The organism is Mycobacterium kyogaense (genome assembly GCF_036946525.1).
In the GTDB taxonomy this organism is placed as follows: domain Bacteria; phylum Actinomycetota; class Actinomycetes; order Mycobacteriales; family Mycobacteriaceae; genus Mycobacterium; species Mycobacterium kyogaense_A.
This window is the reverse complement of sequence record NZ_JAQIIY010000007.1, coordinates 39,763-66,246: the sequence shown is the minus strand read 5'-3', so window position 1 is coordinate 66,246 and position 26,484 is coordinate 39,763. Positions and strand designations below refer to the sequence as shown.

Here is a 26,484-nt window from a genome sequence, read left to right as displayed (position 1 = left end):
GGACGTCCAAACCGGTTCAGGCGACCACACGGAACTGTGTCACCGATGGATCTGTGGCGTCGGGAACGTTCATGCCGGCGTCGACCCCCGAGCGCAGATAGTCGACGACAGCCTCGTCCAGTCGTTCACCGGGGACGACGGCGGGGATGCCCGGTGGATACGGCGTGATCTGTTCCGCCGCGATCCGCCCTACGGCGTGAGCGGCAGACACCATCTCGACGGGGGCGAAGAATGCGTCGCGCGGCAGCATCACACTGTCGAGCTGGAGATCGCGCGGATCGGGCAGCTGGATCGTCGGCGGTGCGGACATGGTGTGCGCCGCGTCCCGCCACGCTGTGACAGCGCCGACGAGGCGGTCAGCGGAGTCCGCGTCGTCTGCCGCCGAGAACGTCGCCAGGATGCGGCGATGATCGCTCATCCCCAGGTCGAGGTGCCGATGTTCGCGAAGCCAGTCGCCGGCCTGATAACCCGACGTGCCGGTACCCGCGACGTCGAGAAGAACCTGCATCCGGTCCAGATCGTGTGACGCCTGCTCTCCGATCAACTCGGCGGCCATCACCGTTACGTCAGGCAACCCATCTAGCCGCGCGCGGACCGTATCGGCGAGATCGATTGCGGCGCCCAGCATCTCGTGGCCGCGCTCGACCATCTGTCGACGCCAGCCGTCCATCGCCGAGTAGAGCAGCACGTTCGGGCTCGTCGTCATCAGCAAGTCGGCGCACGCCGACAGGCGCGCGCGATCGATCAGGTCGCCCTGCACGTGGAAGACCGAACCCTGCTCGAACCCCATGCCCATCTTGTGGACGCTGACCACGCAGACGTCGGCTCCGGCGTCCATCGCCCAGGTGGGCAGATCGTCGTGGAACGGCAGGTGGGCACCCCACGCCTCGTCAACGATCAGTGGCTTGCCTCGACGGTGACAGACATCGGCGATCCCCTGCAGATCGGCACAGGTCCCGTAGGGGCTGGGGCTGACGATGAGTGCGGCATCCGCGTCCGGGTACCGGCACCAGCCCTCCTCGACCTGCTGCGGTGACGGCGGATGCGACAAGTGCCGCTCGGCGTCCCACTGCGGGGTGATCCAGCGCGGCTCGAGCCCACCGAAGATGAGCCCGGCGACGATCGACTTATGGCTGTCGCGGCTGAGCAGCAGTCCGTCGCCGCCGCCGGAGACCGCCATCATCGCGGCCTTCACCGACAACGAACTCCCGCAGGTCGAGAAGAAGGCGTAATCGGCCCCGACCGCATCGGCCATCAACTCCTCGGCGTCGGACAGATAGCCGCCCCGCGATCGGCGATCGTCCAGCCCGCCGCTCGCCAACACGTCGCTCCGGAAGGGATCGACGCCGAGCACCGCGAGCACTCTCCCGTCGACGCCGCGACCCTGTCGGTGGCCGGGTGGAGTGAACCCGTACCGGTCCTCATCGTGATAACGCGACAGGGCGTCGAGCATCGGAGCGCGCGAGTGATCCACGACCACAGCCCTTCCCGTTGCGTCAGCCGACAAACGCGCGGCGTTTGGCCGGAAGTGCCGCGGGTACACGGCGCGCCATGCCTTCACTGTGGACGGACGGGCGTCTGGAAGCCCCCACCTCGGCCAGCGTGATCGACGACGTGTCCACTGCGGACGTCGTCGTGGTCGGCGCCGGGATCACCGGCCTGACCACTGCAGCGCTACTCGCGCGAGCCGGCAAGTCGGTCGTCGTCGTGGAAGCCCGGCACGCGGGTGCGGCAACCACCGGCAACACCACCGGCAAGGTGAGCGTGCTCCAGGGCAGCAAGCTGGCCAGCATCGCGGGGAAACACGGCACCGACACGCTGCGCGCCTATGTCACCGGCAACACCGAGGGCCGGGACTGGCTCGTGCGGCACTGCGAGGAGCACGGGCTGAGTTTCCAGCGCGAGGACGACCACGCGTATGCGCAGAACACCAAGGGGCTCGGCACAGTTCGCGACGTGCTCTCCGCCTGCCGCGAAGCCGGACTGGACGCACAGTGGGTCGACGAGGCCGACGTGCCGTTCCCGTTCGCCGGCGGTGTACGGCTGCGCAACCAGGCCCAGATCGACCCGATCCCGTACCTGTCCAGCCTGGCCACCGAACTCGAACAGCACGGCGGCACCCTGCTGCAAGGAGTTCGCGCCACCAAGGTGTCCGGCACCGGGCCGCTGCGGGTCGATCTGCGCCGCACCTCCGACGACCAAGACACCCGTGCCGCCGAGCACACCATCACCGCGCAGCGGGTGGTGCTGGCCACCGGGACACCCGTACTCGACCGAGGCTTCTTCTTCGCTCGCATGGAGCCAAAACGGTCCTACTGCATGGCTTTCGACGTGCCGGGCGACATCACGCGATCGATGTACCTCTCGGTCGACTCGCCGAGCCGCTCGGTGCGGTACGCCCCGACCGGCTCTGGCGACAAGCTCATCGTCGGCGGTGCCGGCCACACCGTCGGGCGGTCCTCGCACCCTAAGGACGCAGTGTCCGAATTGGCGCGCTGGGCGGCCCTGCATTATCCGGGTGCCACGCAGACCCACTACTGGTCGGCGCAGGACTACCACCCCATCGGCGAGCTGCCCTACGTCGGCCCCCTGCTGCCGAAGATGGAAAACCTGCTCGTGGCAACAGGATTCGACAAGTGGGGGATGACGAACGGGGTGGCTGCGGCGCTGGCGCTGTCCTCCCGCATCCTCGGCGGACGGATGGACTGGGCCGCCGCGTTCGCGAGCTGGAGCCCGCACGAACTCACCGGCATCCCCACCGCGCTCCAACTCAACATGCAGGTCGGCCTGAATCTGGCCAAAGGTTGGATCACCCCGATCACCGCATCGTCGGACACACCAGAAGAAGGCCAGGGTGTGGTCAGCGGTGCGCCGTGGCGGATGACGGCCACCAGTGTCGTCGACGGCGTGACCCGCACGGTCTCCCCGGTGTGCCCGCACCTCGGCGGCATCGTCACCTGGAACGACTCCGACCTCGCGTGGGAGTGCCCCCTGCACGGCTCCCGGTTCGCACCCGACGGCGCGCTCCTCGAAGGGCCCGCCACGCGCGGCCTGACCACGTCCGAATAGGCCCGCCACCTGCGGGTGGCTGTGGAATGCTGATCGCCATGGTGGAGCGGGTCAGCGTGGTGGTCGGCGACGACCATCCCATGTTCCGTGACGGCGTGGTCCGGGCGTTGCAGTCGAGCGGCTCCATCGATGTGGTGGCCGAGGCCGACGACGGAACCGCCGCGCTGGCCGCTATCCGCGAACATCGGCCTCAGGTCGCGCTTCTCGACTACCGGATGCCCGGGATGGACGGGGCTGCGGTCGCGGCCGCGGTGGTCCGCGACGCGCTGCCCACCCGGGTGCTGCTGATCTCCGCGCACGACGAGTCGGCGATCGTCTACCGGGCGTTGCAGGACGGTGCGGCCGGATTCCTGCCCAAGGAGTCGACGCGCAGCGAGCTGGTCAACGCGGTGCTGGACTGCGCGAAGGGCCGCGACGTGGTCGCGCCGAGCCTGGCCGCGGGGCTGGCCGGCGAGATCCGCCGGCGCGCCGACCCCGACGCTCCGGTGCTGAGTCCCCGCGAGCGTGAGGTCTTGGTGCTCATCGCAGGCGGCGCCAGCATCCCGGCGATGGCCAAGGAGTTGTTCCTGGCCCCGTCGACAGTGAAGACGCATGTGCAGCGGCTCTACGAGAAGCTCGGCGTGAGCGACCGGGCCGCCGCGGTGGCCGAGGCGATGCGCCGCAAGCTGCTGGACTGACATGCAGCGAGTGCGCGACTGGCGGGACTTCCTGGCCTCTGAACCGGTGCGTGTCTCGGCGCTGCTGCGGCTGCCACTGATCGCCCTGATCGGTGTCCTGGTGTGGATTTGGGACGTCGACCACTGGCTGCCGCAGCTCTACGCCGCGATCCTGGGCTGCTACGCGATCGGCGCCGTGGTGTGGCTGATCGCGGTGGTGCGCGGCCCGGTGCCGCGTTGGGCGGACTGGACGTCGATCGTCATCGACCTGACGGTCATCATCGCGCTGTGTCTGGTGTCCGGCGGCGCGACCGCCGCGCTGCTGCCGGTGTTCTTCCTGCTGCCGATCTCGGTGGCGTTCCAGGACCGGCCCGGGCTGTCGGCGCTCATCGGCGCGGTGACCGCCGTCGGCTACCTCGCGGTGTGGATCTTCTACTCCAAGCGAGACGACCGCGTCGGACTGCCCAACATGGTCTACACGCACTTCGGCTTCATGGTGTGGATGGCGGTGGCGACCACCGCGCTGAGCTTCGTGCTGGCCCGTCGCGCAGCTCGGCTGACCGCCCTGCAGGAGGTGCGGCGCCAGCTCGTGTCCGAGGCGATGCAGTCCGACGAACGCCACAATCGTGAGGTCGCCGAGCACCTGCACGACGGTCCGCTGCAGACACTGCTCGCCGCCCGGCTGGAACTCGACGAGGCCCGCGAGCGCCACTCCGATCCCGCGTTGGACCTCGTCTACTCCGCGCTGCAGGAGACGGCCGCGGGGCTGCGCTCGACGGTCTCCGAGCTGCACCCGCAGGTGCTCGCGCAGCTCGGCCTCACCGCGGGGGTGCGAGAGTTGTTGCGGCAGTTCCAGACTCGCTATCACGTCGACGTGATCGCCGACCTCGAGGAGGTCGGCCACCCGGCGTCGCAGTCGCTGCTGTACCGGGCGGCCCGCGAGCTGCTCACCAACGTCGGCAAGCACGCGGCCGCCACGACGGTGCACGTCGACCTCCTGCGGCGCGGGGACCGCGTCATTCTGACGGTCGCCGACGACGGGTGCGGGTTCGACCCCGGCGTCGTCGGTAGATCCCTGGCGGCCGGGCACATCGGGCTCGGCTCGTTGCAGGCCCGGTTCGACGCGATGGGTGGGTCGATGCGCATCGAGTCGGTCGACGGGCGGGGCAGCCGGATCGTCGCCACGTCCCCGCGCGAACCTCAGACGGTCTGAGCTCAGACGGGTTGAGTCGCCCCCAGCGCGGCATTGATCGCGTCGACCCGGTCCTTCGCGTCGCCGAACAGCATCTGCGTGTTCTCACGGAAGAACAGCGGGTTCTGCACGCCGGCGTAACCCGAGGCCATGGACCGTTTGAACACGATCACGTTGTCGGCGTTCCACACCGTGAGTACCGGCATGCCGGCGATCGGTGACCCCGGATCTTCCGACGCGGCCGGGTTGACGGTGTCGTTGGCGCCGATCACGAGCACGACGGAGGTGCCGTCGAAGTCGTCGTTGATCTCGTCCATCTCGAGGACGATGTCGTAGGGCACCTTCGCCTCGGCCAGCAGCACGTTCATGTGGCCGGGCAGGCGGCCGGCGACGGGGTGGATGCCGAAGCGGACCTCGACGCCCCGTTCGCGCAGCTTGCGTGTCAGCTCGGCCACTCCGTACTGCGCCTGCGCGACGGCCATGCCGTAACCGGGCGTGATGATCACGCTGCTGGCGTTCGACAGCAGTTCGGCGGCGCCGTCGGCGTTGATCTCGCGGTGCTCGCCGTAGTCCTTGTCCTCCGAGGGGCCGGCCTCGATCCCGAAGCCACCGGCGATGACGGAGATGAACGAGCGGTTCATCGCCTTGCACATGATGTAGGACAGGTAGGCACCCGAGGAGCCGACCAGCGCGCCGGTGATGATCAGCAGGTCGTTGCCGAGCAGGAAGCCCGAGGCGGCCGCGGCCCAGCCCGAGTAGCTGTTGAGCATCGACACCACGACGGGCATGTCGCCACCGCCGATCGAGGCGACCAGATGCCAGCCCAGCAGCAGCGCCAGCGCGGTGACCACGATGAGCAGCCACAGCTGCGGATCGACGACGAACCAGACGGTGAGCGCCGCGAACAGCACCAGCGCACCCACGTTGAGGGCGTTCTTGCCCGGCAGCATCATCGGCGCGGACTTGATCTTCGCCGACAGCTTCAGGTTGGCCACGATCGAGCCGGTGAACGTCACCGCCCCGATGAACACACCGATGACGACCTCGGCGGAGTGGATGCCGAGCATGCCCTCGCTGCCGAGCTGCACCGCCTCGGCCCCGGCGAGGTCACGCTCGACGTGCAGGTAACCGTTCCAGCCGACCAGTACGGCAGCCAGGCCGACGAAACTATGCAGCAGCGCGATCAGTTCCGGCATGCCCGTCATCTCCACGACCTTGGCGCGCCACAGCCCGATCGCGGCGCCGATGGCCATCGCGACCACGAGCAGGCCCAAGCCGAGCGGCTCGATGTGGCGGGCCAGGGACAGCGCGATCGTCGCGACCAGCGCGATGGCCATGCCGGCGATGCCGAACGAGTTGCCCGCCCGCGAGGTCTCGTGCTTGGACAGGCCGGCCAGCGCCAGGATGAACAGCAGCGCGGCGACGACGTAGGCGGCAGTGGCCGCGGTTTCGAGAGTCAACATGGGCTTCTAGCTCCTCGAGAACATGGCCAGCATGCGGCGGGTCACCGCGAAGCCGCCGAAGACGTTGATGCTGGCGAGCAGGATTGCGGCGAAGGCCACCGCAGTGATGACGGGGTTGCCGTGCCCGATCTGCAGGAGGGCGCCGACGACGATGATGCCGGAGATCGCGTTGGTGACCGACATGAGCGGGGTGTGCAGGGCGTGGTGCACGTTGCCGATCACGTAGTAGCCGATCACGATCGCCAGCGCGAACACCGTGAGATGGACCTGCAGCGCTGCCGGCGACAGAGCGATGAGCGCGAACAGCACGGCTGCGGCGGCGAACGTGATGCCCAGCCTGCGTCCCATCGACATCGGTTTCTTGGCCGGCTTCTGCGCGACCGGCTCCGCGGCCTTCGCGGCGGGCGCGGCGGAGACCTGCACCGGGGGAGGCGGCCAGGTCAGGTTCCCGTCGCGAACGACCGTGACGGACCGCTGGACGACGTCGTCGAAGTCCAGCGTGAGCTCGCCGTCCTTCTCCGGGGTGACGAGCTTGAGCAGATTGACCAGGTTGGTGCCGTAGAGCTGCGACGCGGTCGCGGGCAGCCGGCCGGCGAGGTCGGTGTAGCCGATGATCGTCACGCCGTTGTCGGTGACGACGGCATGGTCCTTGACCGTGCCCTCGACATTGCCGCCGTTGGCCGCGGCCATGTCGACGATCACGCTGCCGGGCCGCATCGAGGCGACCATGTCGGCGGTGATGATGCGCGGCGCGGGCCGTCCGGGGATCAGCGCGGTGGTGATGATGATGTCGACGTCCTTGGCCTGCTCGGCGTAGAGCTGAGCCTCACGTGCCTTGTAGTCGTCGCCCATCTCCTTGGCGTAACCGGTCGCCGACACCTCGGCCGCCGCCGGATCGACGGCCAGGTATTCGCCGCCCAGGGACTTGACCTGATCGGCGACCTCAGGACGTGGGTCGGTGGCACGCACGATGGCGCCCAGGCTGCCCGCCGCACCGATCGCGGCGAGACCGGCGACGCCGGCGCCGACCACCAGCACCTTGGCCGGGGGCACCTTGCCCGCGGCGGTGACCTGTCCGGTGAAGAACCGGCCGAAGCGGTGCGCGGCCTCGACCACCGCGCGATAGCCGGCGATGTTGGCCATCGAGGACAGCACGTCGAGCGACTGCGCGCGCGAGATGCGGGGCACCGCGTCCATCGCCAGCACCGTGATGGGCCGCGCCGACAACTTCTCCACCAGCTCGGGCTTGAGGGCGGGGGAGATGAGGCTGACCAGGGTGGCGCCGTCACGCAGCAGGGCGATCTCGTAGTCGTTCGGGGCGTTGACCTTGAGGACGATGTCGGCGACCCACGGGTCACCGACGGTGGCGCCGGCCTCGGTGAACGCCGCGTCGGAGAAGCTCGCGGCAGCCCCTGCGCCCGATTCGACCGTTACCTCGTAGCCGAGTTTGAGCAGTTGCGCGACTGTCTGCGGAGTCGCGGCGACGCGCGTCTCCCCGGGCAGGGACTCTCTCGGTATCCCGATGATCATCGATGTCGATCCGATCTTGGCTTCGCGCACCGTGCCGCATGAAGGCACGTCGCTGGACGTGGAGGATGCCAGTGTAAAGAGACTCCCCGCGCTGCTCACAACCCGGAGCAGGGTCTCCCCCGGACGGGGGAGGGGCGGGGGATACGCTCGCCCGGTGATGCGTCGTGGCTCCGTTCACCCTGTTCGACGGCCGATACGCTGATGCCGACGACCACTGCGGCACTGTCCTATGACCCGGCCGATCCTTTCGTCCTGACCGAGGTCCGCCTCGATGAACCGCGCGACGACGAGATCCTGGTACGCATCGAGGCGTCGGGCATCTGTCACACCGACTTGGTCAATCGTGCTGTCGGAGCGGCAGATCGGCCGGTCCTGCTGGGCCACGAGGGCGCCGGGATCGTCGAGACGGTAGGCGCTGCGGTAGACGGGGTGCGGCCCGGCGACCGAGTGGTGTTGACGTTCCGCTCCTGCGGGCGATGCCGCAATTGCCTGGCAGACAGGCCCGCCTACTGTCGTGACGCGTTGCGCCTCAACGGTTTCGGACAGCGTGACGACGGGTCGGCGCGCGTGATGCTGGGCGATTCTCGGGTGCTCGACGGCTTCTTCGGCCAGTCCAGCCTCGCGGGATACGCGCTGAGCACGGCTGACAACACCGTCGTGGTGGGCTCCGACGTCGACCCCGTGGTCGCGGCACCGCTCGGGTGCGGCTTCCAGACCGGCGCCGGCGCGGTGCTCAACCTGATGAAACCCCACCCGGGCAGCTCTGTCGTCGTATTCGGCGGTGGCGCAGTCGGTCTCGCGGGGGTGCTCGCCGCGCTGGCTGCCGACGCGCAGACCGTGGTGGTGGTCGAACCGTCGCCGCAGCGCCGCGCACTCGCCGAGAGCCTCGGAGCGCACGCGAGCCTGGCGCCCGGCGACGATGTCGTGGCCGCCGTGCGCGATCTCACCGGCGGTGGCGCCGACCATGCACTGGACACCACCGGCCGGCCCGACGTCCTCGCCGATGCGGTCGCCGCGCTGGCGGTCGGAGGGTCGGCGGTGGCCGTCGGACTGGGCGCCGGGGTGCCTGCCATCGATCTGCGGGACCTCGTGCTGCGCGGCAAGACGGTGCACGGCTGCCTCGAGGGCGACTCCGTACCCGCCACCTTCATCCCGCAACTGCTCGAGCTCCACGCCCAGGGCCGGCTGCCGATCGACCGCCTGGTCACCGCGTTCCCGCACGCGGACGTGAACGACGCGTTGGCGGCGCAGCATCGCGGCGACGTCGTCAAACCCGTCCTGACCTGGTGACCAGCACTTAAATTCGCGCTGAGCACAGCACTTTCGCAGCCTTGACGGTTCCGTCAGCATCTCCCGGTGTCTGTTTTCGTCGACATCACGCCCGAGGACGCCGCCACCGCGGCGCCCGTCGCTGACGCGCGCTCGCGCGGAGGTCGGTGGCGAGGACGGCTGACGCGGGCGGCGTTACCGCTGCTGTCGGTCGTCGTCTTCGGTGTGGTGTGGCAGATCGCGGCCGCCAGCGGCATCTGGAACCAGACGTTCGTGCCCTACCCGGCCACGGTGTGGCGGGCCTTCCTCGACGTCTCGACCACGCACGACGGCACCCGCGGCTACGCCGGGTTCCTGCTGTGGGAGCACCTGTACATGACGCTGCGCCGGGTGCTCGCCGGCGTCGTGATCGGCGTGGCGCTCGGTGTCGCCCTGGGGCTGCTGATGGGCTCGGTCAGCTGGCTGCGCTCAGTGCTGGAACCGTGGTTGACGTTCCTGCGTGCGCTGCCGCCGCTGGCGTACTTCTTCCTGCTGATCATCTGGCTCGGCATCGACGAGGCACCCAAGATCACGCTGCTGGCGCTGGCCGCGCTGCCGCCCGCCGCCGTGGCGACCACGGCAGCGGTCGTCGCCGCGCCCGTCGCACTGCAGGAGGCCGCGCGCGCACTCGGCGCGACGCGACGCCAGGTGATCCGCGACGTCGTCATCCCCTCAGCGCTGCCCGAGACGTTCACCGGAATCCGGCTGGCCGTCGGGATGGCGTACTCGTCGGTGGTCGCCGCCGAGCTGTTCAACGGCATCCCCGGAATCGGCGGCCTGGTCAAAGACGCGAGCAACTACAACAACACCCCCGTCGTGCTGGTCGGCATCTTCGCGATCGGCTTCTCGGGGCTGGTCATCGACGGACTCTTACGCGCGCTCGAACGGCGCGCTGTCCCCTGGAGAGGAAAAGTATGAAGCTGAAATGGGTTCTGGCCGTGCTGGTCTCGGCACTGGTATCGGTACTGGCGTTGAGCGGCTGCTCGGTCGGCAACACCGGTCAGGATGCCGGCAAGGAGACCATCCGCATCGGATACCAGGCCTTCCCCAGCGGTGACCTGATCGTCAAGAACAAGCGCTGGCTCGAAGACGCGCTGCCCGACTACAACATCAAGTGGACGAAGTTCGACTCCGGCGCCGACGTGAACACCGCGTTCATCGCCAAGGAACTCGACTTCGGCGCGCTGGGATCGAGCCCGGTCGCACGCGGCCTGTCCGCTCCGCTGAACATCCCGTACAAGGTGGCATTCGTCCTCGACGTGGCCGGCGACAACGAGGCGCTGGTCGCCCGCAACGGCAGCGGCGTCGACACCATCGCGCAGCTGAGGGGCAAGCGCATCGGCACGCCGTTCGCATCGACCGCGCACTACAGCCTACTCGCAGCGCTGAATCAGAACGGCTTGTCGCCCAACGATGTTCAGCTCGTCGACCTGCAGCCGCAGGCAATCCTCGCGGCGTGGGAACGCGGTGACATCGACGCCGCCTACACCTGGCTGCCGACGCTGGACCAGCTGCGCACCTCGGGCAAGGACCTGATCACCAGCCGCCAGCTGGCCAAGGACGGAAAGCCGACGCTGGACCTCGGTGCCGTGTCCGACGATTTCGCCGCCAAGCACCCCGACGTCGTCGATGTCTGGCGTCAGCAGGAGGCGCGTGCCCTGTCGCTGATCCAGAGCGACCCGCAGGCGGCCGCCACGGCGATCGCCGCCGAGATCGGGCTGACCCCCGATGCCGTCGCCGGGCAGCTCAAGCAGGGTGTGTATCTGACACCGCAGCAGGTGGCATCGCCGGAATGGCTTGGCGCAGAGGGTAAGCCGGGCAACATTGCGGTGAACCTGCAGAGCGCGTCGCAGTTCCTGGCCGAGCAGAAGCAGATCCCGTCGGCGGCGAACCTGCAGACCTTCCAGGATGCGATCTACACGAAGGGCCTGCCGGATGTTCTCGCGCCATGACCGCCGCCACTGACACGGCGATCCGCGTCAACGCGGTGTCGCACCGGTACGGCAGCGGCGCACACGCGGTGACGGCGGTCGGCCCGGTGGACCTGACCATCGAACCGGGCTCGTTCGTGGTGCTCGTCGGCGCGTCCGGCTGCGGCAAATCCACGCTGCTGCGGCTGCTCGCCGGATTCGAGACCCCGACCCAGGGCTCGGTCGAGATCGGCGGTGCGCCACCGACTCCCGGCGTCAGTGCGGGCGTGGTGTTCCAGCAGCCGCGGCTGTTCCCGTGGCGGACGGTGGGTGGCAACGTCGACTTGGCGCTCACCTACGCCAAGGTGCCGCGGGAACGGCGTACCGAGCGGCGAGAGCAACTGCTCGAGCGGGTCGGACTGTCTGGCATGGCGCATCGGCGCATCTGGGAGATCAGCGGCGGCCAGCAGCAGCGCGTCGCGATCGCGCGGGCGCTCGCGGCCGAGACGCCGCTGTTCCTGCTCGACGAGCCGTTCGCCGCGCTCGACGCTCTGACGCGGGAGCGTCTGCAGGAGGACGTGCGGGCGGTGAGCGCCGAATCCGGGCGCACCACGGTGTTCGTCACGCACAGCGCCGACGAAGCGGCCTTTCTGGGTTCGCGGATCATCGTGCTCAGCCGCAGGCCGGGACAGGTCGCGCTCGACATTCCGGTCGATCTGCCGCGGTCGGGTGTCGATCCCGATGAGTTGCGCCGCTCCCCGGAGTACGGCCGGCTGCGTGCCGAGGTCGGCCGAGCGGTCAAAGCCGCCGCAGCCTGACCTCTGGTGTGCCGGGTCTCGAAACGGCACCGATCCCGCATCGACTCCGACCGGACCGGTGCGTTCGCTGGGCTATGAGCCGCACGATAACCGCGTGAGCATGGTGGTTGAGCGTGGCCTGGCGAGGTGCCCGCGGTGCGTGTCGATGGCCGATTACGTCTTCATCGAATCCGCTCCGCACGGCATGCGGTACGAGGTGCGGTGCCGCAAATGCGGCGAGCGCTACGAGGAAGACATGTGGCCGGCGCCCGCCGCCGATCTCATGCGCGTGGACCCTCCGCTGCTGTGGCCGCCGGACCGCGAGCCCGTGCCGCCGCGAGATTGGGCGGGGGAGATTCGGGGCCACGTGTCAGCCGCGGTGGTGTGGAGCCGTGCCGAACTCGACGAAATGGTCCGACGCACTCGCACGATCGCGCCCAAACGTCGGTTTGGGCGAATGGTGGTGGCGGCGGATTAGACCGGCGGGTACGACGGTGGCGGGTACTGCCCGCGCAGGATCCAGGCGAACCAGTTGATGCCGTACTCGAGTTCGTCGCTCGCGTCGTAATCGGGATTCGGGTCCACCGCAATACCTCCGTCAGGCCGGGCGTGCACGTTGCAGCCGAGTGTAGACCGGACGAGACCGCGGTCACAGGCCAACCACCTAGACTGAACCAACCAGTTAGTGGAGCGCGGACCGTCGGGTCCCTTCTAGAGTGAGTCACCATGTCTGAGACCGCTGTGCCGCCCGGGACGGGCAACGGGATGTCCCGTCGCGAAGAGTTGTTGGCCGTCGCCACGAGGCTGTTCGCCGCGCGCGGCTACCACGGCACCCGGATGGACGATGTCGCCGACGCCGTCGGTCTGAACAAGGCGACCGTCTACCACTACTACGCGAGCAAGGCCCTGATCCTCTACGACATCTACAAGGGCGCCGCGGACTTCACCGTCGACGCACTGCACGACGACCCGTCGGCGTCGGCACGCGAGACGATCTACCACTTCACCCGGCGGCTGCTGGTCGGCATCGCCGGCAACATCGAACGCGCCGCCGTGTACTTCCAGGAAGGCCCCTACATCACCGAGTGGTTCACCGACGAGCAGGTGGCCTACATCCGGGAGAAGGAGAGCCAGGTCTACGAGCACGTCCGCGACGTCATCGACCGCGGGATCGCCAGCGGCGAGTTCTACGACTGCGACTCCCACGTTCTGGCACTCGGCTACATCGGCATGACCCTGGGGTCCTACCGCTGGCTGCGCCCGCACGGTCGCCGCACCGCCCAGGAGATCGCCGTCGAGTTCAGCACGGCGCTGCTGCGCGGTCTGATCCGCGACGAGGCCGTGCGGGAGACCACCCCGCTCGGCGTGGACCAGGCGCAGGCCCGCTCGGGCACCTAGTCCGCCGGGCGCCGGAGATTGCGCAGAAACTCCGTCAGCACGCTGACCATCGCGGGGATCGCGGAGGTGGCGATGACCTCGTAGCCGTGCGTGCTCAGCGTCGGCAGGCACAGCAGCCCTGCCTGGGGGGTGTGCCCTCCTGCCTTGGCGTGGGACGCGTCGGACTCGAACGCTCCTAGCACCGCAGCTTGCGGTGCCAGCCCCAGTTCGTCGGCCACGTCCATGAGCCGGTCGGCGACGGCTTTGTCGTACACGCACAGCGCGTCGCTGTAGGCGACGATCGGACCGCCGCCGACCTGGGTGCCGTACTCGGGTTCGGTCGGGCCGACTTCGAGCGCGAGGGTCAGCTCGCCCGGAAGTGTGCGACTGGCATAGCCGCCCCCGACGCCGCCGACCTCCTCGTCGGTGGTGAACACCAGGTAGACGTCGCCCGCCGGCGCCGGCCCGGCGCTCAGGTCGCGGGCCGCGCACAGCAGTGCCGTGACGGCGGCGCGATCGTCGAGGAAGTAGCAGCCGAGATAGTCGTGCCCGACGTCGACGACGGTGCGCCTGGTGCGATCCACGCAGACCCGGGTGCCAGGCTCGATGCCGGCCTGGCGCAGGGCCGTCGCATCGAGCCCGGTGAAGACATACACGTCGGGCCAGTCCAGGGCTTTGTCACCATGGTCGGGTTTGGTCCGCCAGATCCGGGAGCTCTCCTGGGTGGTGTGCTCGGACCCCAGCGCGACGACCCCGCACACCGTGGTGTGCCTGCCCAGGATGGCCACGGGTCCCAGCCCGAAGTTGCCCGGATACATGGTGCCCAGCGGGGTCAGGTGGATGGTGCCGTCCGCATCGATCCGCTTGACCAGCATCGACAGCTCGTCCATGTGGGCCATCACTCGCACGGCTGGCGCATCGCTCTCGGATGAACCGCCCCGCACGAGCCCGATCACGTTGCCCGCGGGATCGGTCCATGTCTCGTCGACCACGGGAGTGAGTTCCCTCCGGCAGATATCGCGCACCGCGTCCTCCTGACCGCATGGCCCGTAGGCGAACAGGAGCTCCTGCAGGAGCGGCCGGTAGATCACGGCGTAGCCATTGCCGGTGCGGTGCACTTCAAACGGCGCTGACCTCGACACGGCGGGGTACCCGACCCGATGTGACGATTCGGATCGGCACCTCGGGGTGGTCCTACAACCACTGGATCGGAGTGCTCTACGACCGGGGGCTGCCCTCGGCGCAGCGACTCGCCCGGTACGCGGCCGAGTTCGACACCGTCGAGCTGAACGGCAGCTTCTACCGGTGGTCGCCCGACGCGTGGTTCGCCCGCTGGCGAGACCAGCTGCCGCCCGGGTTCCTGATGACTGTCAAAGCGCCCCGGGGCCTGACGCACGCACGCCGGCTGCGGTCTCCCGACGTTTGGGTCGAGCGGATACACCGCGGGTGGGGCGAGCTCGGCGACCGTGCCGGCCCACTGTTGGTGCAGCTGCCGCCGACGATGGAGCGCGACGCGGAGACCCTCGCCCGGCTCGACGCGTTCCTGGACGTCATGCCTGCCGCGATTCCCCTCGCCGTGGAGTTCCGGCACCCGTCGTGGCACGATCCGACCGCGTTCGACGTGCTGGAACGTCACGGCGCGGCGTATGTGGTGATGAGCGGTGCGGGATTGCCGTGCGTACTTCGTGCGACGGCCACGTTCGTCTACGTGCGATTGCACGGCCCCGACCCCGGTGCCCTCTACGGCGGTTCCTACAGCGACGACGACGTGCGCTGGTGGGCGCACCGGGTTCGGGAATGGGACGGCCAGGGCCGCGACGTGCTCGTCTACTTCAACAACGACCTCGGAGGAAACGCGGTCCGCAACGCCCGCGACCTCAAGTCCGCCCTGGGTTTGGGGGCGTCGGCGCCGGGGTAGACCAAGCGGCCATGAAGGCCCCATGGATCCTCGCCCGAGTGCGCGCCTTCGTGCGCGCGGGTTACCCGACGGCCGCTCCGCGGCACGGCTACATCTCTGCGCTCGCGCTGCTTCCTCCGTCGGCGGGGAGCGCCGGGCGCTGATCGACACCATCGTCCGGTGGCTGACGACCACCGGGCTGCACATCGCGCTCGTGGTGGTGTTCGCCGTGCTTGCCACCCGGGCGATCCGCGCACTCGCACGCCGGCTCAGCCGACGGCTCGCAACCCGAGACGATGCGTCGCCCTCGGAGCGGGTCAAGTACCGGCAGACACTGGCCTCGGTGGTCGCCTCGGTGCTCATCACGCTCGTCTACATCGGGGTGGCGCTCGACATCGCCGCGCGACTGGGCTTTCCGATCGGTTCCCTCGTCGCGCCCGCAGCGGTGCTCGGCGGCGCGCTCGGATTCGGCGCGCAGCGCATCGTCGGCGACCTGCTGAGTGGGTTGTTCGTGATCACCGAGCGGCAGTACGGGTTCGGGGATCTCGTCGAGCTCACCATCTCCGGTGGCGGCACCGCGCGCGGCACGGTCGAAGCCGTCACATTGCGGGTCACCCGGCTGCGAACCGGTGACGGGGAGGTCTACACGATCCCCAACGGCACGATCGTCAAGGCACTCAACCTGTCGAAGGACTGGGCGCGTGCGGTGATCGACATCCCACTGCCCGCGACCGCCGACATCATCGCCGTCAACGACGTGCTTCGCGACGTGTCCGCGCAGGCGTTGCGTACCGACCGGCTCTCGCATCTACTGCTCGACGAGCCCCAGGTGATGGGTGTCGAAAGCATCAAGGTGGACACCATCAACGTGCAGATGGTGGCGCGCACGCTGCCTGGCAAGCAGTTCGAGGTCGGTCGCGAGCTGAGGGCGCTGGTCGTGCCCGCGCTGCGCCGGGAGGGCATCGCCACGTCGGCATGAGGCGCGATGCGCACTCGCTATGCTCAGCCGATGCCGCTGGTGAGTAAGACCGTGGAGGTCGCAGCCCCCGCCGAGTCGATCATGGCGATCGTCGCCGACTTCGAGGCGTACCCGCAGTGGAACGAGGAGATCAAAGGCTGCTGGATCCTGGCCCGCTACCCCGACGGCAGGCCGAGTCAGCTGCGACTCGACGTGGTGGTGCAGGGCCAGGCGGGCACGTTCATCACCGCCGTCTACTACCCGGGCGAGAACCAGATCTTCACGATGCTGCAGCAGGGCGATCACTTCGAGAAGCAGGAACAGAAATTCTCCGTCGTGGCCATGGGGCCGACCTCACTGCTGACCGTCGACCTCGACGTGGAGACCACGCTGCCGCTGCCCAAGCCGATGGTCAAGAAGGCCATCAGCGACACCCTGGACTACCTCGCTGACAATCTGAAGGCGCGCGCCGAGCAGCTCGCTGCGACCTAGGCGGGCCCCCACAGACCGGTCCGGTCGAGATAACCCAGGAGGCGGGCCAGCCCGTCGGCGAACTGGCCTTCGGTCAGACGCACCACCGTGTCGACGTCGCGGCGGCGCAGCGCCTCGATCATCACTTCGTGGCCGGCCACCGCGTCGGCGCCCCACCTCCGGTCGGACGCGAACACCTGGGGCGGCAGGTAGCGGCTGGCGTGCAGCAGGAACCAGGCCAGCTTGATCCGTCCAGAGGCCCGATTGACCGCACGGTGGAATGCGAACTCGGCCGCCGCGATGCCGTCGTCGTCCTCCCGGCGCACGGCGTCGGCCAAAGCGGCGTTGAGCTCGACGAGCTCGTCGATCTGAGCGTCGGTGATGCGCCGAGTGGTCGTGGCGGCCAGCTCCTGCGCGATCGTCGACTGCATCCAGAAGATGTCTTCGACGTCGGTGCGCGACAGGGGCATCACGCGGTGGCCGCGGTGGCGTTCGAGCTCGACCATTCCTTCGCCGCGCAACGTCCGCAGGGCTTCTCGCACCGGGGTGATGCTCACGCCGAGCCGGGCGGCGGTCTCGTCGAGGCGGATGAACGTGTCCGGCCGCAGCGCCCCGGTCATGATCTCCGTACGCAGTTGGGTGGCCACCTCATCGGACAGTTGTTCCCGCCGAACCGCGCCGGACCGCGTCGGTCTGGCCGGAGCTGTCATGGCGACGACGCCCTTTCCCCGGGGGCTGCGCGACGGGTTGTCCCGGCGCCGCCTGAGCCATAGTGTGACCGAGGCAACACAATGTTTGATCAAATATCATCACCGCGCAACTCACGATTTTTCAGGGGACGACGGAGCGAACCTGGTGACAACCGATCTGGAGCAGCCGTACCTGGCCCGGCGGCAGAACTGGGCCAATCAGCTGTCCCGGCATGCGCTGATGCAGCCGCGTGCCACTGCGCTGCGGTTCCTGGGCGCCACCACCACGTGGGCCGACCTCGAGCACCGCGTCAGTGCGCTGGCCGGGGCGCTGCACCAGCGCGGCGTCGGCTCCGGCGACCGGGTGCTGATCCTGATGCTCAACCGGCCCGAGTTCATCGAGGTGACGATCGCGGTCAACAAGCTCGGCGCGATCGCGGTTCCGGTGAACTTCCGGATGACCCCGCCGGAGATCGCGTTCCTGGTCTCCGACTGCAGCGCGTCGATCGTCGTGACCGAACCCGTCCTCGCAGGGGTGGCCACCGCGGTGCGCGACCTGGACGACACGCTGCAGACGGTCGTCGTCGCCGGCGGCGAGACCGATTCGGGGGTGCTCGGCTACGAGGACCTGCTCGCCGAGAACGCTCCGTGTCCCACCGTCGACGTGCCGGACGATTCGCCGGCGCTGATCATGTACACCTCCGGCACCACCGGGCGGCCCAAAGGTGCGGTGCTCACGCACAACAACCTGGCCGGTCAGGCGATGACGCACCTGTTCACCAATGGCGTCGACCTCCACCACGACGTCGGGTTCGTCGGTGTGCCGCTGTTCCACATCGCCGGTGTCGGCAGCACGATCGTCGGACTGATGCTCGGCCGTCCGACGGTGATCTATCCGCTGGGCGCCTTCGACCCGGACCAGCTGCTCGACGTGCTCGCCGAGGAGAAGGTGACCGGCATCTTCCTGGTGCCGGCCCAGTGGCAGGCAGTCTGTGCGGCGCAGCACGCCAAACCCCGCGACCTCGCGCTGCGGGTTCTGTCCTGGGGTGCCGCCCCCGCTTCTGACACACTGCTGCGCGACATGGCTGACACGTTCCCGGGCGCGGCGATCCTCGCGGCGTTCGGGCAGACGGAGATGTCCCCGGTGACCTGCATGCTGTTGGGCGAGGACGCGCTGCGCAAGCTCGGTTCGGTGGGCAAGGTGATCCCGACGGTGTCGGCGCGCGTCGTCGACGACGACATGAACGACGTTCCCGTGGGCCAGGTCGGCGAGATCGTCTACCGTGCCCCGACCCTGATGGCCGGTTACTGGAACAATCCCGAAGCGACCGCGGACGCGTTCGCCGGTGGCTGGTTCCACTCCGGGGATCTGGTCCGCCAGGACGACGAGGGCTACGTCTGGGTCGTCGACCGTAAGAAGGACATGATCATCTCGGGCGGGGAGAACATCTACTGTGCCGAGGTGGAGAACGCGCTCGCAGCGCACCCGGACATCGCCGAGGCCGCTGTGATCGGCCGCCCGGATCCGAAGTGGGGAGAGGTGCCGGTTGCTGTGGTCGCGCTGCGGGCTTCGCTGACGGCGGCGGGGGATGCACCGTTGTCGCTCGCCGATCTGGATGAGTTCCTGACCGAGCGGCTGGCCCGCTACAAGCACCCGCGAGCCCTCGAAATCGTCGAGGCGCTGCCTCGGAACCCGGCAGGCAAGGTGCTCAAGACGGAGCTGCGGAACCGCTTCTCTGCACAGCCTGGGATTGACGTCCGCGAAAGTTCCACGCGGACAACGGTTTCGACGGGGCAACGATGAATACGGCCGGAGGGGGAGCCAGTGCTAACGGTTGAGTGCGTAATCCCGCCGATGCGGTACGCAGCGTCCCCACCATCGGGTACAGTCCGGTGGTCCGTCTTACTACTGACCGGTAGTAGGACGTGTCTCACACCTATGGGGTCGGGGCGGGAAGGGAGCGTGCGACAGGTGCTGCCGGTGCGCTACATCTCCGATGATCGCGTCGCGGAGACTTCGCGGTGACGACCAATTCCAACCTGACGGGCTACGTGCGCGATCAGGTCAGGCCCGCGCTGACTGCGGTCGGCGGCTTCGTGCGCATGTGCGTGCTGGTGGGCAAAGCCCTGCTGCGGCCGCCGTTCCAGTGGCGCGAGTTCATCCTGCAGAGCTGGTTCCTGCTGCGGGTCGCATTCCTGCCCACGGTCGCGGTGTCCATCCCGCTGACCGTGCTCCTCATCTTCACGCTGAACATCCTGCTCACCGAGTTCGGCGCGGCCGACATCTCCGGTGCCGGTGCGGCGCTGGGTGCGGTCACGCAGCTCGGCCCGCTCGTGACGGTGCTGGTGGTCGCCGGCGCCGGGTCCACCGCGATCTGCGCTGACCTCGGTGCCCGCACCATCCGCGAGGAGATCGACGCCCTCGAGGTGCTGGGCATCGATCCCATCCACCGCCTCGTGGTGCCTCGCGTGATCGCGTCCACGTTCGTCGCGATGCTGCTCAACGGCGCGGTCATCACGATCGGCCTGGTCGGCGGCTTCATCTTCGGTGTGTACCTGCAGAACGTCTCCGCCGGCGCGTATGTGTCGACGCTGACCCTGGTCACCGGCTTGCCCGAGGTGCTCATCTCGCTCATCAAGGCGCTCACCTTCGGCCTGATCGCCGGCTTGGTCGGCTGCTACCGCGGGCTGACGTGCGCCGGCGGCGCGAAGGGCGTCGGCACCGCGGTGAACGAGACCCTGGTGCTGTGCGTGATCGCGCTGTTCGCGGTGAACGTCGTGCTGACCACCATCGGCGTCAAATTCGGAACGGGGAGCTGACATGTCCACTGGCGCTGTTCTGCGCTCCCGGTTCCCCCGCGGGGTCGCTACCGCCCAGAAGGTGGCCGGCGCGCCCGCCCGCGGGCTCGACTCGATGGGCCACATCGCGTGGTTCGTGGTCACCGCGGTTGGTTCCATCGGGCACGCCATGCGCTACTACCGCAAAGAGATGCTCCGCCTGGTCGCCGAGATCGGCATGGGCACCGGCGCCATGGCCGTCATCGGCGGCACCGTCGCCATCGTCGGGTTCGTCACGCTGTCGGGGTCCTCGCTGGTCGCCATCCAGGGCTTCGCCTCGCTGGGCAACATCGGTGTCGAGGCGTTCACCGGCTTCTTCGCGGCGCTGATCAACGTCCGTATCGCTGCCCCGGTCGTCGCGGGCCAGGCGCTGGCGGCCACCGTCGGCGCCGGCGCCACCGCCGAGCTGGGCGCCATGCGCATCAGCGAGGAGATCGACGCCCTGGAGGTGATGGGCATCAAGTCCATCTCCTATCTGGTCTCGACGCGCATCGTGGCGGGCTTCATCGTGATCATCCCGCTGTACGCGATGGCGATCATCATGAGCTTCCTCTCGGCGCAGGTCACGACGACGCTGATCTACGGGCAGTCGACCGGAACCTACGAGCACTACTTCCGTACGTTCCTCCGGCCCGATGACGTGTTCTGGTCGTTCGTGCAGGCGGTCATCATCTCGGTCATCGTCATGCTCAACCACTGCTACTACGGCTTCTACGCCAGCGGCGGCCCCGTCGGCGTCGGCGAGGCCGTCGGCCGCTCGATGCGCGCCTCTCTTATCGCGATCGTCTGTGTGGTCCTGTTCGCTTCGTTGGCGCTCTACGGCGTCGACCCGAACTTCAACCTGACGGTGTAGCCATGACCGCACCCGTGAACAGCTCGCGCACGCCGCCCTACAAGCTGGCCGGCCTCGTCCTGGCGCTCATCACGATCGTCGTGCTGGTGTTGGTGTTCCTCCAGTTCCGTGGCGACTTCCTGCCGCGGACCCAACTGACCATGATTTCGGCGCGTTCCGGTCTGTCCATGGATCCGGGCTCGAAGGTGACCTACAACGGCGTGGAGATCGGCCGGGTCGGCGAGGTCGAGCAGGTCACCGTCGGTGACGAGCCCCGGGCCAAGATCATCCTCGAGGTCAACCCCAAGTACCTCGACCTGATCCCCCAGAACGTCAACGCCGACATCAGCGCCACCACGGTGTTCGGCAACAAGTACGTGTCGTTCTCGTCGCCGAAAGACCCGTCGCCGCAACGGATCAACAGCTCCGACGTCATCGACGTGACCAAGGTGACCACCGAGTTCAACACCCTCTTCGAGACCGTGGTGTCGGTCGCCGGTCAGGTCGACCCGATCAAGCTGAACCAGACGCTGACCGCGACGGCGCAGGCTCTCGACGGGCTCGGCGACCGGTTCGGCCAGTCGATCGTCAACGGCAACCAGATCCTGGACGAGATCAACCCGCAGATGCCGCAGCTGCGCCGCGACAACCAGCTGCTCGCTGACCTCGGCGAGGTGTACGCCAACGCGGCGCCCGACCTGTTCGACGGATTGCAGAACGCGGTCACCACCGCGCGCACGCTCAACGAGCAGCAGGGCAACGTCGACCAGGCGTTGATGGCCGCGGTCGGGTTCGGCAACACCGGCGGCGACATCTTCGAGCGCGGTGGCCCCTACCTGCAACGCGGACTGAAGGATCTGGTGCCCACCTCGGCGCTGCTGGACAAGTACAGCCCCGCGCTGTTCTGCACGATCCGCAACTACCACGACGTCGAGCCGAAGGTCGCCGCATCGCTGGGCGGCAACGGTTACTCGCTGCGGACGCATTCTGAGCTGATCGGGTTGGGCGCCGGTAACGCCTACGTCTACCCCGACAACCTCCCGCGCGTGAACGCGAAGGGCGGACCCGAGGGTCGCCCCGGCTGCTGGCAGCCCATCACCCGCGATCTGTGGCCGTCGCCCTACCTGGTGATGGACACCGGAGCCTCGATCGCGCCGTACAACCACCTGGAACTGGGCCAGCCGCTGCTCACCGAGTACGTCTGGGGCCGCCAAGTCGGGGAGCACACGATCAACCCATGAAAATCACCGGAACCGCGATCAAGCTGGGGGCCTTCTCCCTCGTGCTGCTGCTGTTCACCGCGCTCATCATCGTGGTGTTCGGCCAGATGCGCTTCGACCGCACCAACAGCTACTCGGCGGTCTTCACCAACACCAGTGGCCTGCGCTCCGGGCAGTTCGTCCGCGCATCGGGTGTCGAGGTCGGCAAGGTCAAGGACGTCAAACTGATCGACGGCGGGACCAAGGCCCAGGTCGACTTCGACGTGGACCGCTCGCTCGACCTGTTCGACGAGACCACCGCCTCGATCCGCTACCTGAACCTGATCGGCGACCGCTACCTGGAGCTCAAGCGGGGTGACAGCAACACCCGCTTGCAGCCCGGCGGCACCATCCCGGTCGAGCGCACCGAGCCCGCCCTCGACCTCGACGCGCTGATCGGTGGCTTCCGCCCGGTGTTTCAGTCGCTGGACCCGGACAAGGTCAACACCATTGCGCAGTCGATCGTGACGGTCTTCCAGGGGCAAGGCGGAACCATCAACGACATCCTCGACCAGACGGCATCTCTGACGTCTGCGCTGGCCGACCGTGACCAGGCGATCGGTGAGGTGATCAACAACCTCAACACCGTGCTGGCCACCACCGTCAAGCACCAGCAGCAGTTCGACGACACGGTCAAGAACTTCGAGACCCTGATCACCGGGCTCAAGAATCGCGCAGATCCGATCGCCAAGTCGGTGGCCGACATCAGCGACGCCGCCGGGACGATCGCCGACCTGTTGGCCGACAACCGGCCGCTGCTGCAGCAGACCACCAGCAAGCTCGAGATCCTCCAGCAGCCGCTGGTCGATCAGAAGGATCAGCTCAACGACCTGCTGGTCCGGGTTCCGACCGCGCTGAAGATCATCGGCCGTGCCGGTGGCATCTACGGTGACTTCTTCAACTTCTACGCCTGCGACGTGACACTCAAGCTCAACGGGCTCCAGCCCGGCGGGCCGGTGCGCACGGTCAAGGTGTGGAGCCAGCCCTCGGGTAGGTGCACACCGCAATGAGAGTCCTCGAGGGTTCCAACCGCGTTCGCAGCGGGTTGATGGGCGTCATCCTGCTGATCATCGTCATCGGTGTGGGGCAGAGCTTCACCAATGTGCCGATGCTGTTCGCGACGCCCACGTACTACGCCGAATTCTCCGATACCGGCGGCATCAATGCCGGTGACAAGGTCCGGATCGCCGGCGTCGACGTCGGCCTGGTGCGGTCCACGGAGATCTCCGGCGACAAGGTCGTGATCGGCTTCGGGCTGGGCGGCACCGAGATCGGCACCAAGAGTCGCGCCGCGATCCGCACCGACACGATCCTGGGTCGGCGCAATATCGAGATCGAGCCACGCGGTGACGAGGCGCTGCCCGCCAGCGGCACTCTGCCCCTGGGTCAGACCTCGACGCCGTACCAGATCTACGACGCGTTCTTCGACCTGAGCAACTCGGCGTCGGGCTGGGACACCAAGACGGTGCGCGACTCGCTCAACGTGCTGTCCGAGACCATCGACCAGACGTACCCGCACCTGTCCGCCGCTCTCGACGGGGTGTCCAGGTTCTCCGACACCATCGGCAAGCGCGACGACCAGATCAAGCAACTGCTGAGCAACGCCAACCGGGTGGCCGGTGTGCTGGGCAACCGCAGCGAGCAGATCAACGCGCTGTTCGTGAACGCGCAGACGCTGCTCGCGGCCGTCAACGAGCGCAACTACGCCGTCAGCCAGCTGCTGGAGCGCGTGGGCAAGTTCTCTGCCCAGGTGAAGGGCTTCATCGACGACAACCCGAACCTCAACCACGTGCTCGAGCAGCTGCGCACCATCAGCGACGTGCTCAACGAGCGCAAGTTCGACCTCGTCGACGTGCTGACCACGTTGTCGAAGTTCACCGCGTCGCTGGGCGAGGCGATCGCGTCGGGCCCGTACTTCAAGGTGATGCTGGCCAACCTGGCGCCGTACTGGATTCTGCAGCCGTACGTCGACGCGGCGTTCAAGAAGCGCGGCATCGATCCCGAGCAGTTCTGGCGCAACGCCGGTCTGCCCGCGTTCCGGTTCCCGGATCCGAACGGCACCGGCTTCCCCAACGGCGCCCCGCCGCCGGCCCCGACGCCGCTGGAAGGCACCCCGGACAATCCGGGACCTGCCGTCGCGCCCGGCTCGCCGTGCTCGTACACCCCGCCCGCCGACGGGCTGCCCCGGCCGGGGAACCCGCTGCCGTGCGCCGGGCTGAGCGTCGGCCCCTACGGCGACAACCCGTACGGCCCGAACTACGAGGGCCAGGGCCCCAACGTCGCGACCTCGGCACCCAATCCGAACGGGCCGCAGCCCGCTCCGGGTGTGCCTGCCGCCGCGATCCCGGGTCAGCTGTCACCGGACGTGCCCGGGGCGATGCCTCCGCTTCCGCCCGCTCCGCCCGGAGCCCGCACGGTGCCGTTGGCGCCGCAGCCGTCGCCGCCGGACTTCACCCCCGGTATCGCGCCGCTGCCGCCGGCCCTGAACGGTCCGCCGCCGCCACCCGGTCCGGGTCCGCAGCCGGCCCCGGCGGGCCAGCCGCTGCTGCCGGGTAATCCACCGTTCCTGCCGCCGGGCTCGCAAGGTTAAGGGGGTGCAGAGCTAGATGTCGACGATCTTCAACGTACGAAACCTGAAGGTGCCGGGCGTGTCCCGAACGGCACTGGTGATCGGCACCGTGGTGCTGATCGCCGCGATCGTGGCCGCGTTCTTCGGATTCAAGGCCTACCAGCGGTTGACGAAGAACACCGTGACCGCGTACTTCACCCAGACCCTCGCGCTCTACCCGGGCGACAAGGTGCAGATCATGGGTGTGCAGGTCGGCAAGATCGAGAAGATCGAGCCCGACGGCGACAAGATGAAGGTGACCTTCAACTACGACAAGAAGTTCAAGGTCCCCGCCAACGCCACCGCCTCGATCCTGAATCCGAGCCTGGTCGCCTCCCGCACCATCCAGCTCGCCCCGCCCTACACGGGTGGACCGGTGATGGAGAACGGCGCCGTCATCAATCTGGACCGCACCCAGGTGCCGGTCGAGTACGACGATCTGCGCGACTCCCTGGACAAGCTGCTCACCGATCTCGGTCCCACGCCCGCGCAGCCCAAGGGCCCGTTCGGCGACATCATCGAGTCCGCGGCCGACGGTTTCGCCGGCAAGGGCGAGCAGCTGAACAAGACGCTCAAGGGTCTGTCGGACGCGCTGTTCGCGCTCAACGAGGGCCGCGGCGACCTGTTCAGCGTCGTCAAGAGCCTCGCGTTGTTCGTCAACGCGCTGTACAAGAGCGATCAGCAGTTCGTGGCGCTCAACAACGACCTCGCCAAGTTCACCAACGCGTTCACCAACACCGACCGCGAGGTGGCCGACGCGCTGCAGGACCTCAACCAGTTGCTCACCACCACAAGGGATTTCATCGGCAAGAACGGCGAGGTGCTCGCCCACGATGTCGACAATCTCGCCGACGTGACCAACGCGATCCTGCAGCCCGAGCCCCGCGACGGCCTGGAGACCGGTCTGCACGTGTTCCCGAACCTGGGTGCCAACGTCGTGAACATCTCCGCGCCGAACTCGGGCGGCATCGTCGGTATGCCGGTGATCAACAACTTCGCCAACCCGATGCAGTTCATCTGCAGCGCGATCCAGGCCGGCAGCCGGCTCGGCTACCAGGAGTCCTCCGAGCTGTGTGCGCAGTACCTCGGACCGATCCTGGACGCGATCAAGTTCAACTACCTGCCGTTCGGCGCGAACCAGCTGCAGGCGGCGATGACGCTGCCCAAGCAGATCGCGTACTCCGAGCCGCGCCTGCAGCCGCCTCCGGGATACAAGGACACCACCGTGCCCGGCATCTTCTCCAGGGACACGCTGTTCTCGCACGGCAACCACGAACCCGGCTGGGTCGTCGCACCCGGTATGCAGGGTGTCGAGGTGCAGCCGTTCACGCAGAACATGCTGACCCCGGATTCGCTCGCCGAGCTGATGGGTGGCCCGGACATCGTGGCGCCTCCGGCTCCGCCGGCATTCGGTGTGAACAACGGGCGTCTGCCCGGCCCGCCGAACGCCTACAACGAGAACAACCCGCTGCCCCCGCCGTGGTATCCACAGCCGGGTCCCCCGCCGGCACCCGCACCGGGCGTCATCCCGGGCGATCCGCTGGGGGCGATCGCACCGGCGGCACCGCCGGCCGGCCCTGCGCCTGCCGCTCCGTCGGGTCCGTTGTTGCCGGCTGAGGCGGGAGGCTGA

General features: G+C 68.3%; 24 protein-coding genes and 1 pseudogene. 19 read left to right on the top strand and 6 right to left on the bottom strand.

Going from position 1 to position 26,484, the window contains the following annotated elements; all coding sequences use genetic code 11:
* Window positions 1-16 precede the first annotated feature (16 nt).
* Window positions 17-1,474 (bottom strand): aminotransferase class I/II-fold pyridoxal phosphate-dependent enzyme, encoded by a 1,458-nt coding sequence (locus PGN37_RS04570; RefSeq protein ID WP_335329845.1) that lies wholly within the window; start codon window positions 1,472-1,474, stop codon window positions 17-19.
* A 77-nt stretch (window positions 1,475-1,551) separates the two neighbouring features.
* Here PGN37_RS04570 and PGN37_RS04565 point away from each other — a divergent pair, with 77 nt between their 5' ends.
* From PGN37_RS04565 to PGN37_RS04555, 3 genes are read left to right on the top strand one after another with little or no spacing between them, the layout of a single operon-like run.
* Window positions 1,552-3,069 (top strand): FAD-dependent oxidoreductase, encoded by a 1,518-nt coding sequence (locus PGN37_RS04565; RefSeq protein ID WP_335329844.1) that lies wholly within the window; start codon window positions 1,552-1,554, stop codon window positions 3,067-3,069.
* Window positions 3,070-3,095: 26 nt separating this feature from the next.
* Window positions 3,096-3,746, top strand: a complete 651-nt coding sequence (locus PGN37_RS04560) for a response regulator transcription factor (protein ID WP_335329843.1) — start codon at window positions 3,096-3,098, stop codon at window positions 3,744-3,746.
* A 1-nt stretch (window position 3,747) separates the two neighbouring features.
* Window positions 3,748-4,938 (top strand): sensor histidine kinase, encoded by a 1,191-nt coding sequence (locus tag PGN37_RS04555; RefSeq protein WP_335329842.1) that lies wholly within the window; start codon window positions 3,748-3,750, stop codon window positions 4,936-4,938.
* Between the two features lie 2 nt (window positions 4,939-4,940).
* On the opposite strand, the gene pntB is transcribed toward PGN37_RS04555, so the two are convergent.
* Both pntB and PGN37_RS04545 read right to left on the bottom strand, forming a co-directional pair.
* Complete coding sequence (pntB, locus tag PGN37_RS04550; protein WP_335329841.1) at window positions 4,941-6,380, bottom strand: Re/Si-specific NAD(P)(+) transhydrogenase subunit beta; 1,440 nt, start codon at window positions 6,378-6,380, stop codon at window positions 4,941-4,943.
* 6 nt (window positions 6,381-6,386) lie between these two features.
* Window positions 6,387-7,910 carry a Re/Si-specific NAD(P)(+) transhydrogenase subunit alpha gene (locus PGN37_RS04545; RefSeq protein ID WP_335330083.1) on the bottom strand — a complete coding sequence of 508 codons (1,524 nt, stop codon included), beginning with the start codon at window positions 7,908-7,910 and terminating at the stop codon, window positions 6,387-6,389.
* Window positions 7,911-8,111: 201 nt separating this feature from the next.
* Here PGN37_RS04545 and PGN37_RS04540 point away from each other — a divergent pair, with 201 nt between their 5' ends.
* The 5 genes from PGN37_RS04540 to PGN37_RS04520 all read left to right on the top strand — a co-directional run bounded on the left by PGN37_RS04540 (window position 8,112) and on the right by PGN37_RS04520 (window position 12,403).
* Window positions 8,112-9,200 carry an NAD(P)-dependent alcohol dehydrogenase gene (locus PGN37_RS04540; RefSeq protein WP_335329840.1) on the top strand — a complete coding sequence of 363 codons (1,089 nt, stop codon included), beginning with the start codon at window positions 8,112-8,114 and terminating at the stop codon, window positions 9,198-9,200.
* 66 nt (window positions 9,201-9,266) lie between these two features.
* Window positions 9,267-10,136: an ABC transporter permease gene (locus PGN37_RS04535; protein ID WP_335329839.1), complete on the top strand. Its 870-nt coding sequence runs from the start codon at window positions 9,267-9,269 to the stop codon at window positions 10,134-10,136.
* Window positions 10,133-11,170: a taurine ABC transporter substrate-binding protein gene (locus PGN37_RS04530; RefSeq protein ID WP_335329838.1), complete on the top strand. Its 1,038-nt coding sequence runs from the start codon at window positions 10,133-10,135 to the stop codon at window positions 11,168-11,170. The genes PGN37_RS04535 and PGN37_RS04530 overlap by 4 nt, the downstream gene beginning before the upstream one ends.
* On the top strand, window positions 11,167-11,946 hold the full coding sequence (locus PGN37_RS04525) for an ABC transporter ATP-binding protein (protein WP_335329837.1): 780 nt from the start codon (window positions 11,167-11,169) through the stop codon (window positions 11,944-11,946). Before PGN37_RS04530 ends, PGN37_RS04525 begins: the two co-directional genes overlap by 4 nt.
* A 100-nt stretch (window positions 11,947-12,046) precedes the next feature.
* Window positions 12,047-12,403 (top strand): hypothetical protein, encoded by a 357-nt coding sequence (locus PGN37_RS04520; RefSeq protein ID WP_335330082.1) that lies wholly within the window; start codon window positions 12,047-12,049, stop codon window positions 12,401-12,403.
* Here the strand turns inward: PGN37_RS04520 and PGN37_RS04515 are convergent.
* A pseudogene (locus tag PGN37_RS04515) lies at window positions 12,400-12,516 on the bottom strand (CAP domain-containing protein); the annotation flags it as partial. The gene PGN37_RS04520 and the pseudogene PGN37_RS04515 overlap by 4 nt on opposite strands.
* A 150-nt stretch (window positions 12,517-12,666) precedes the next feature.
* On the opposite strand from PGN37_RS04515, the gene PGN37_RS04510 reads away from it, so the two are divergent.
* Window positions 12,667-13,323, top strand: a complete 657-nt coding sequence (locus PGN37_RS04510; protein WP_442932853.1) for a TetR/AcrR family transcriptional regulator — start codon at window positions 12,667-12,669, stop codon at window positions 13,321-13,323.
* Here PGN37_RS04510 and PGN37_RS04505 read toward each other — a convergent pair.
* The gene (locus PGN37_RS04505) at window positions 13,320-14,393 is read right to left on the bottom strand and encodes a M42 family metallopeptidase (protein WP_335330081.1); all 1,074 of its coding nucleotides are present in this window, start codon (window positions 14,391-14,393) and stop codon (window positions 13,320-13,322) included. The two genes, PGN37_RS04510 and PGN37_RS04505, sit on opposite strands and share 4 nt — an antisense overlap.
* A 71-nt stretch (window positions 14,394-14,464) precedes the next feature.
* Between PGN37_RS04505 and PGN37_RS04500 the strand changes: the two genes are divergently transcribed.
* The 3 genes from PGN37_RS04500 to PGN37_RS04490 are packed head-to-tail and all read left to right on the top strand — an operon-like array spanning window position 14,465 to window position 16,649.
* The gene (locus PGN37_RS04500; protein ID WP_335329835.1) at window positions 14,465-15,220 is read left to right on the top strand and encodes a DUF72 domain-containing protein; all 756 of its coding nucleotides are present in this window, start codon (window positions 14,465-14,467) and stop codon (window positions 15,218-15,220) included.
* A 22-nt stretch (window positions 15,221-15,242) separates the two neighbouring features.
* Window positions 15,243-16,178 (top strand): mechanosensitive ion channel family protein, encoded by a 936-nt coding sequence (locus PGN37_RS04495; RefSeq protein WP_442932845.1) that lies wholly within the window; start codon window positions 15,243-15,245, stop codon window positions 16,176-16,178.
* 30 nt (window positions 16,179-16,208) lie between these two features.
* Window positions 16,209-16,649, top strand: a complete 441-nt coding sequence (locus tag PGN37_RS04490; RefSeq protein ID WP_335329834.1) for an SRPBCC family protein — start codon at window positions 16,209-16,211, stop codon at window positions 16,647-16,649.
* Here the strand turns inward: PGN37_RS04490 and PGN37_RS04485 are convergent.
* Window positions 16,646-17,338, bottom strand: a complete 693-nt coding sequence (locus PGN37_RS04485; RefSeq protein WP_335329833.1) for a GntR family transcriptional regulator — start codon at window positions 17,336-17,338, stop codon at window positions 16,646-16,648. The two genes, PGN37_RS04490 and PGN37_RS04485, sit on opposite strands and share 4 nt — an antisense overlap.
* 145 nt (window positions 17,339-17,483) lie before the next feature.
* Here PGN37_RS04485 and fadD5 point away from each other — a divergent pair, with 145 nt between their 5' ends.
* The 7 genes from fadD5 to PGN37_RS04450 all read left to right on the top strand — a co-directional run bounded on the left by fadD5 (window position 17,484) and on the right by PGN37_RS04450 (window position 26,484).
* Complete coding sequence (gene fadD5 / locus PGN37_RS04480; RefSeq protein WP_335329832.1) at window positions 17,484-19,121, top strand: fatty-acid--CoA ligase FadD5; 1,638 nt, start codon at window positions 17,484-17,486, stop codon at window positions 19,119-19,121.
* A 218-nt stretch (window positions 19,122-19,339) separates the two neighbouring features.
* Window positions 19,340-20,137, top strand: a complete 798-nt coding sequence (locus tag PGN37_RS04475; RefSeq protein ID WP_335329831.1) for an MlaE family ABC transporter permease — start codon at window positions 19,340-19,342, stop codon at window positions 20,135-20,137.
* 1 nt (window position 20,138) lies between these two features.
* A complete protein-coding gene (locus tag PGN37_RS04470) occupies window positions 20,139-21,008 on the top strand; it encodes an MlaE family ABC transporter permease (protein WP_335329830.1) in 870 nt (289 codons plus the stop codon).
* Window positions 21,009-21,010: 2 nt separating this feature from the next.
* Entirely contained in the window at window positions 21,011-22,228 is a 1,218-nt protein-coding gene (locus tag PGN37_RS04465) for an MCE family protein (RefSeq protein WP_335329829.1), read from the top strand.
* Window positions 22,225-23,256: a virulence factor Mce family protein gene (locus PGN37_RS04460; protein WP_335329828.1), complete on the top strand. Its 1,032-nt coding sequence runs from the start codon at window positions 22,225-22,227 to the stop codon at window positions 23,254-23,256. Before PGN37_RS04465 ends, PGN37_RS04460 begins: the two co-directional genes overlap by 4 nt.
* Window positions 23,253-24,836 carry a virulence factor Mce family protein gene (locus PGN37_RS04455; protein WP_335329827.1) on the top strand — a complete coding sequence of 528 codons (1,584 nt, stop codon included), beginning with the start codon at window positions 23,253-23,255 and terminating at the stop codon, window positions 24,834-24,836. Before PGN37_RS04460 ends, PGN37_RS04455 begins: the two co-directional genes overlap by 4 nt.
* A gap of 16 nt (window positions 24,837-24,852) precedes the next feature.
* Entirely contained in the window at window positions 24,853-26,484 is a 1,632-nt protein-coding gene (locus PGN37_RS04450; protein ID WP_335329826.1) for a virulence factor Mce family protein, read from the top strand.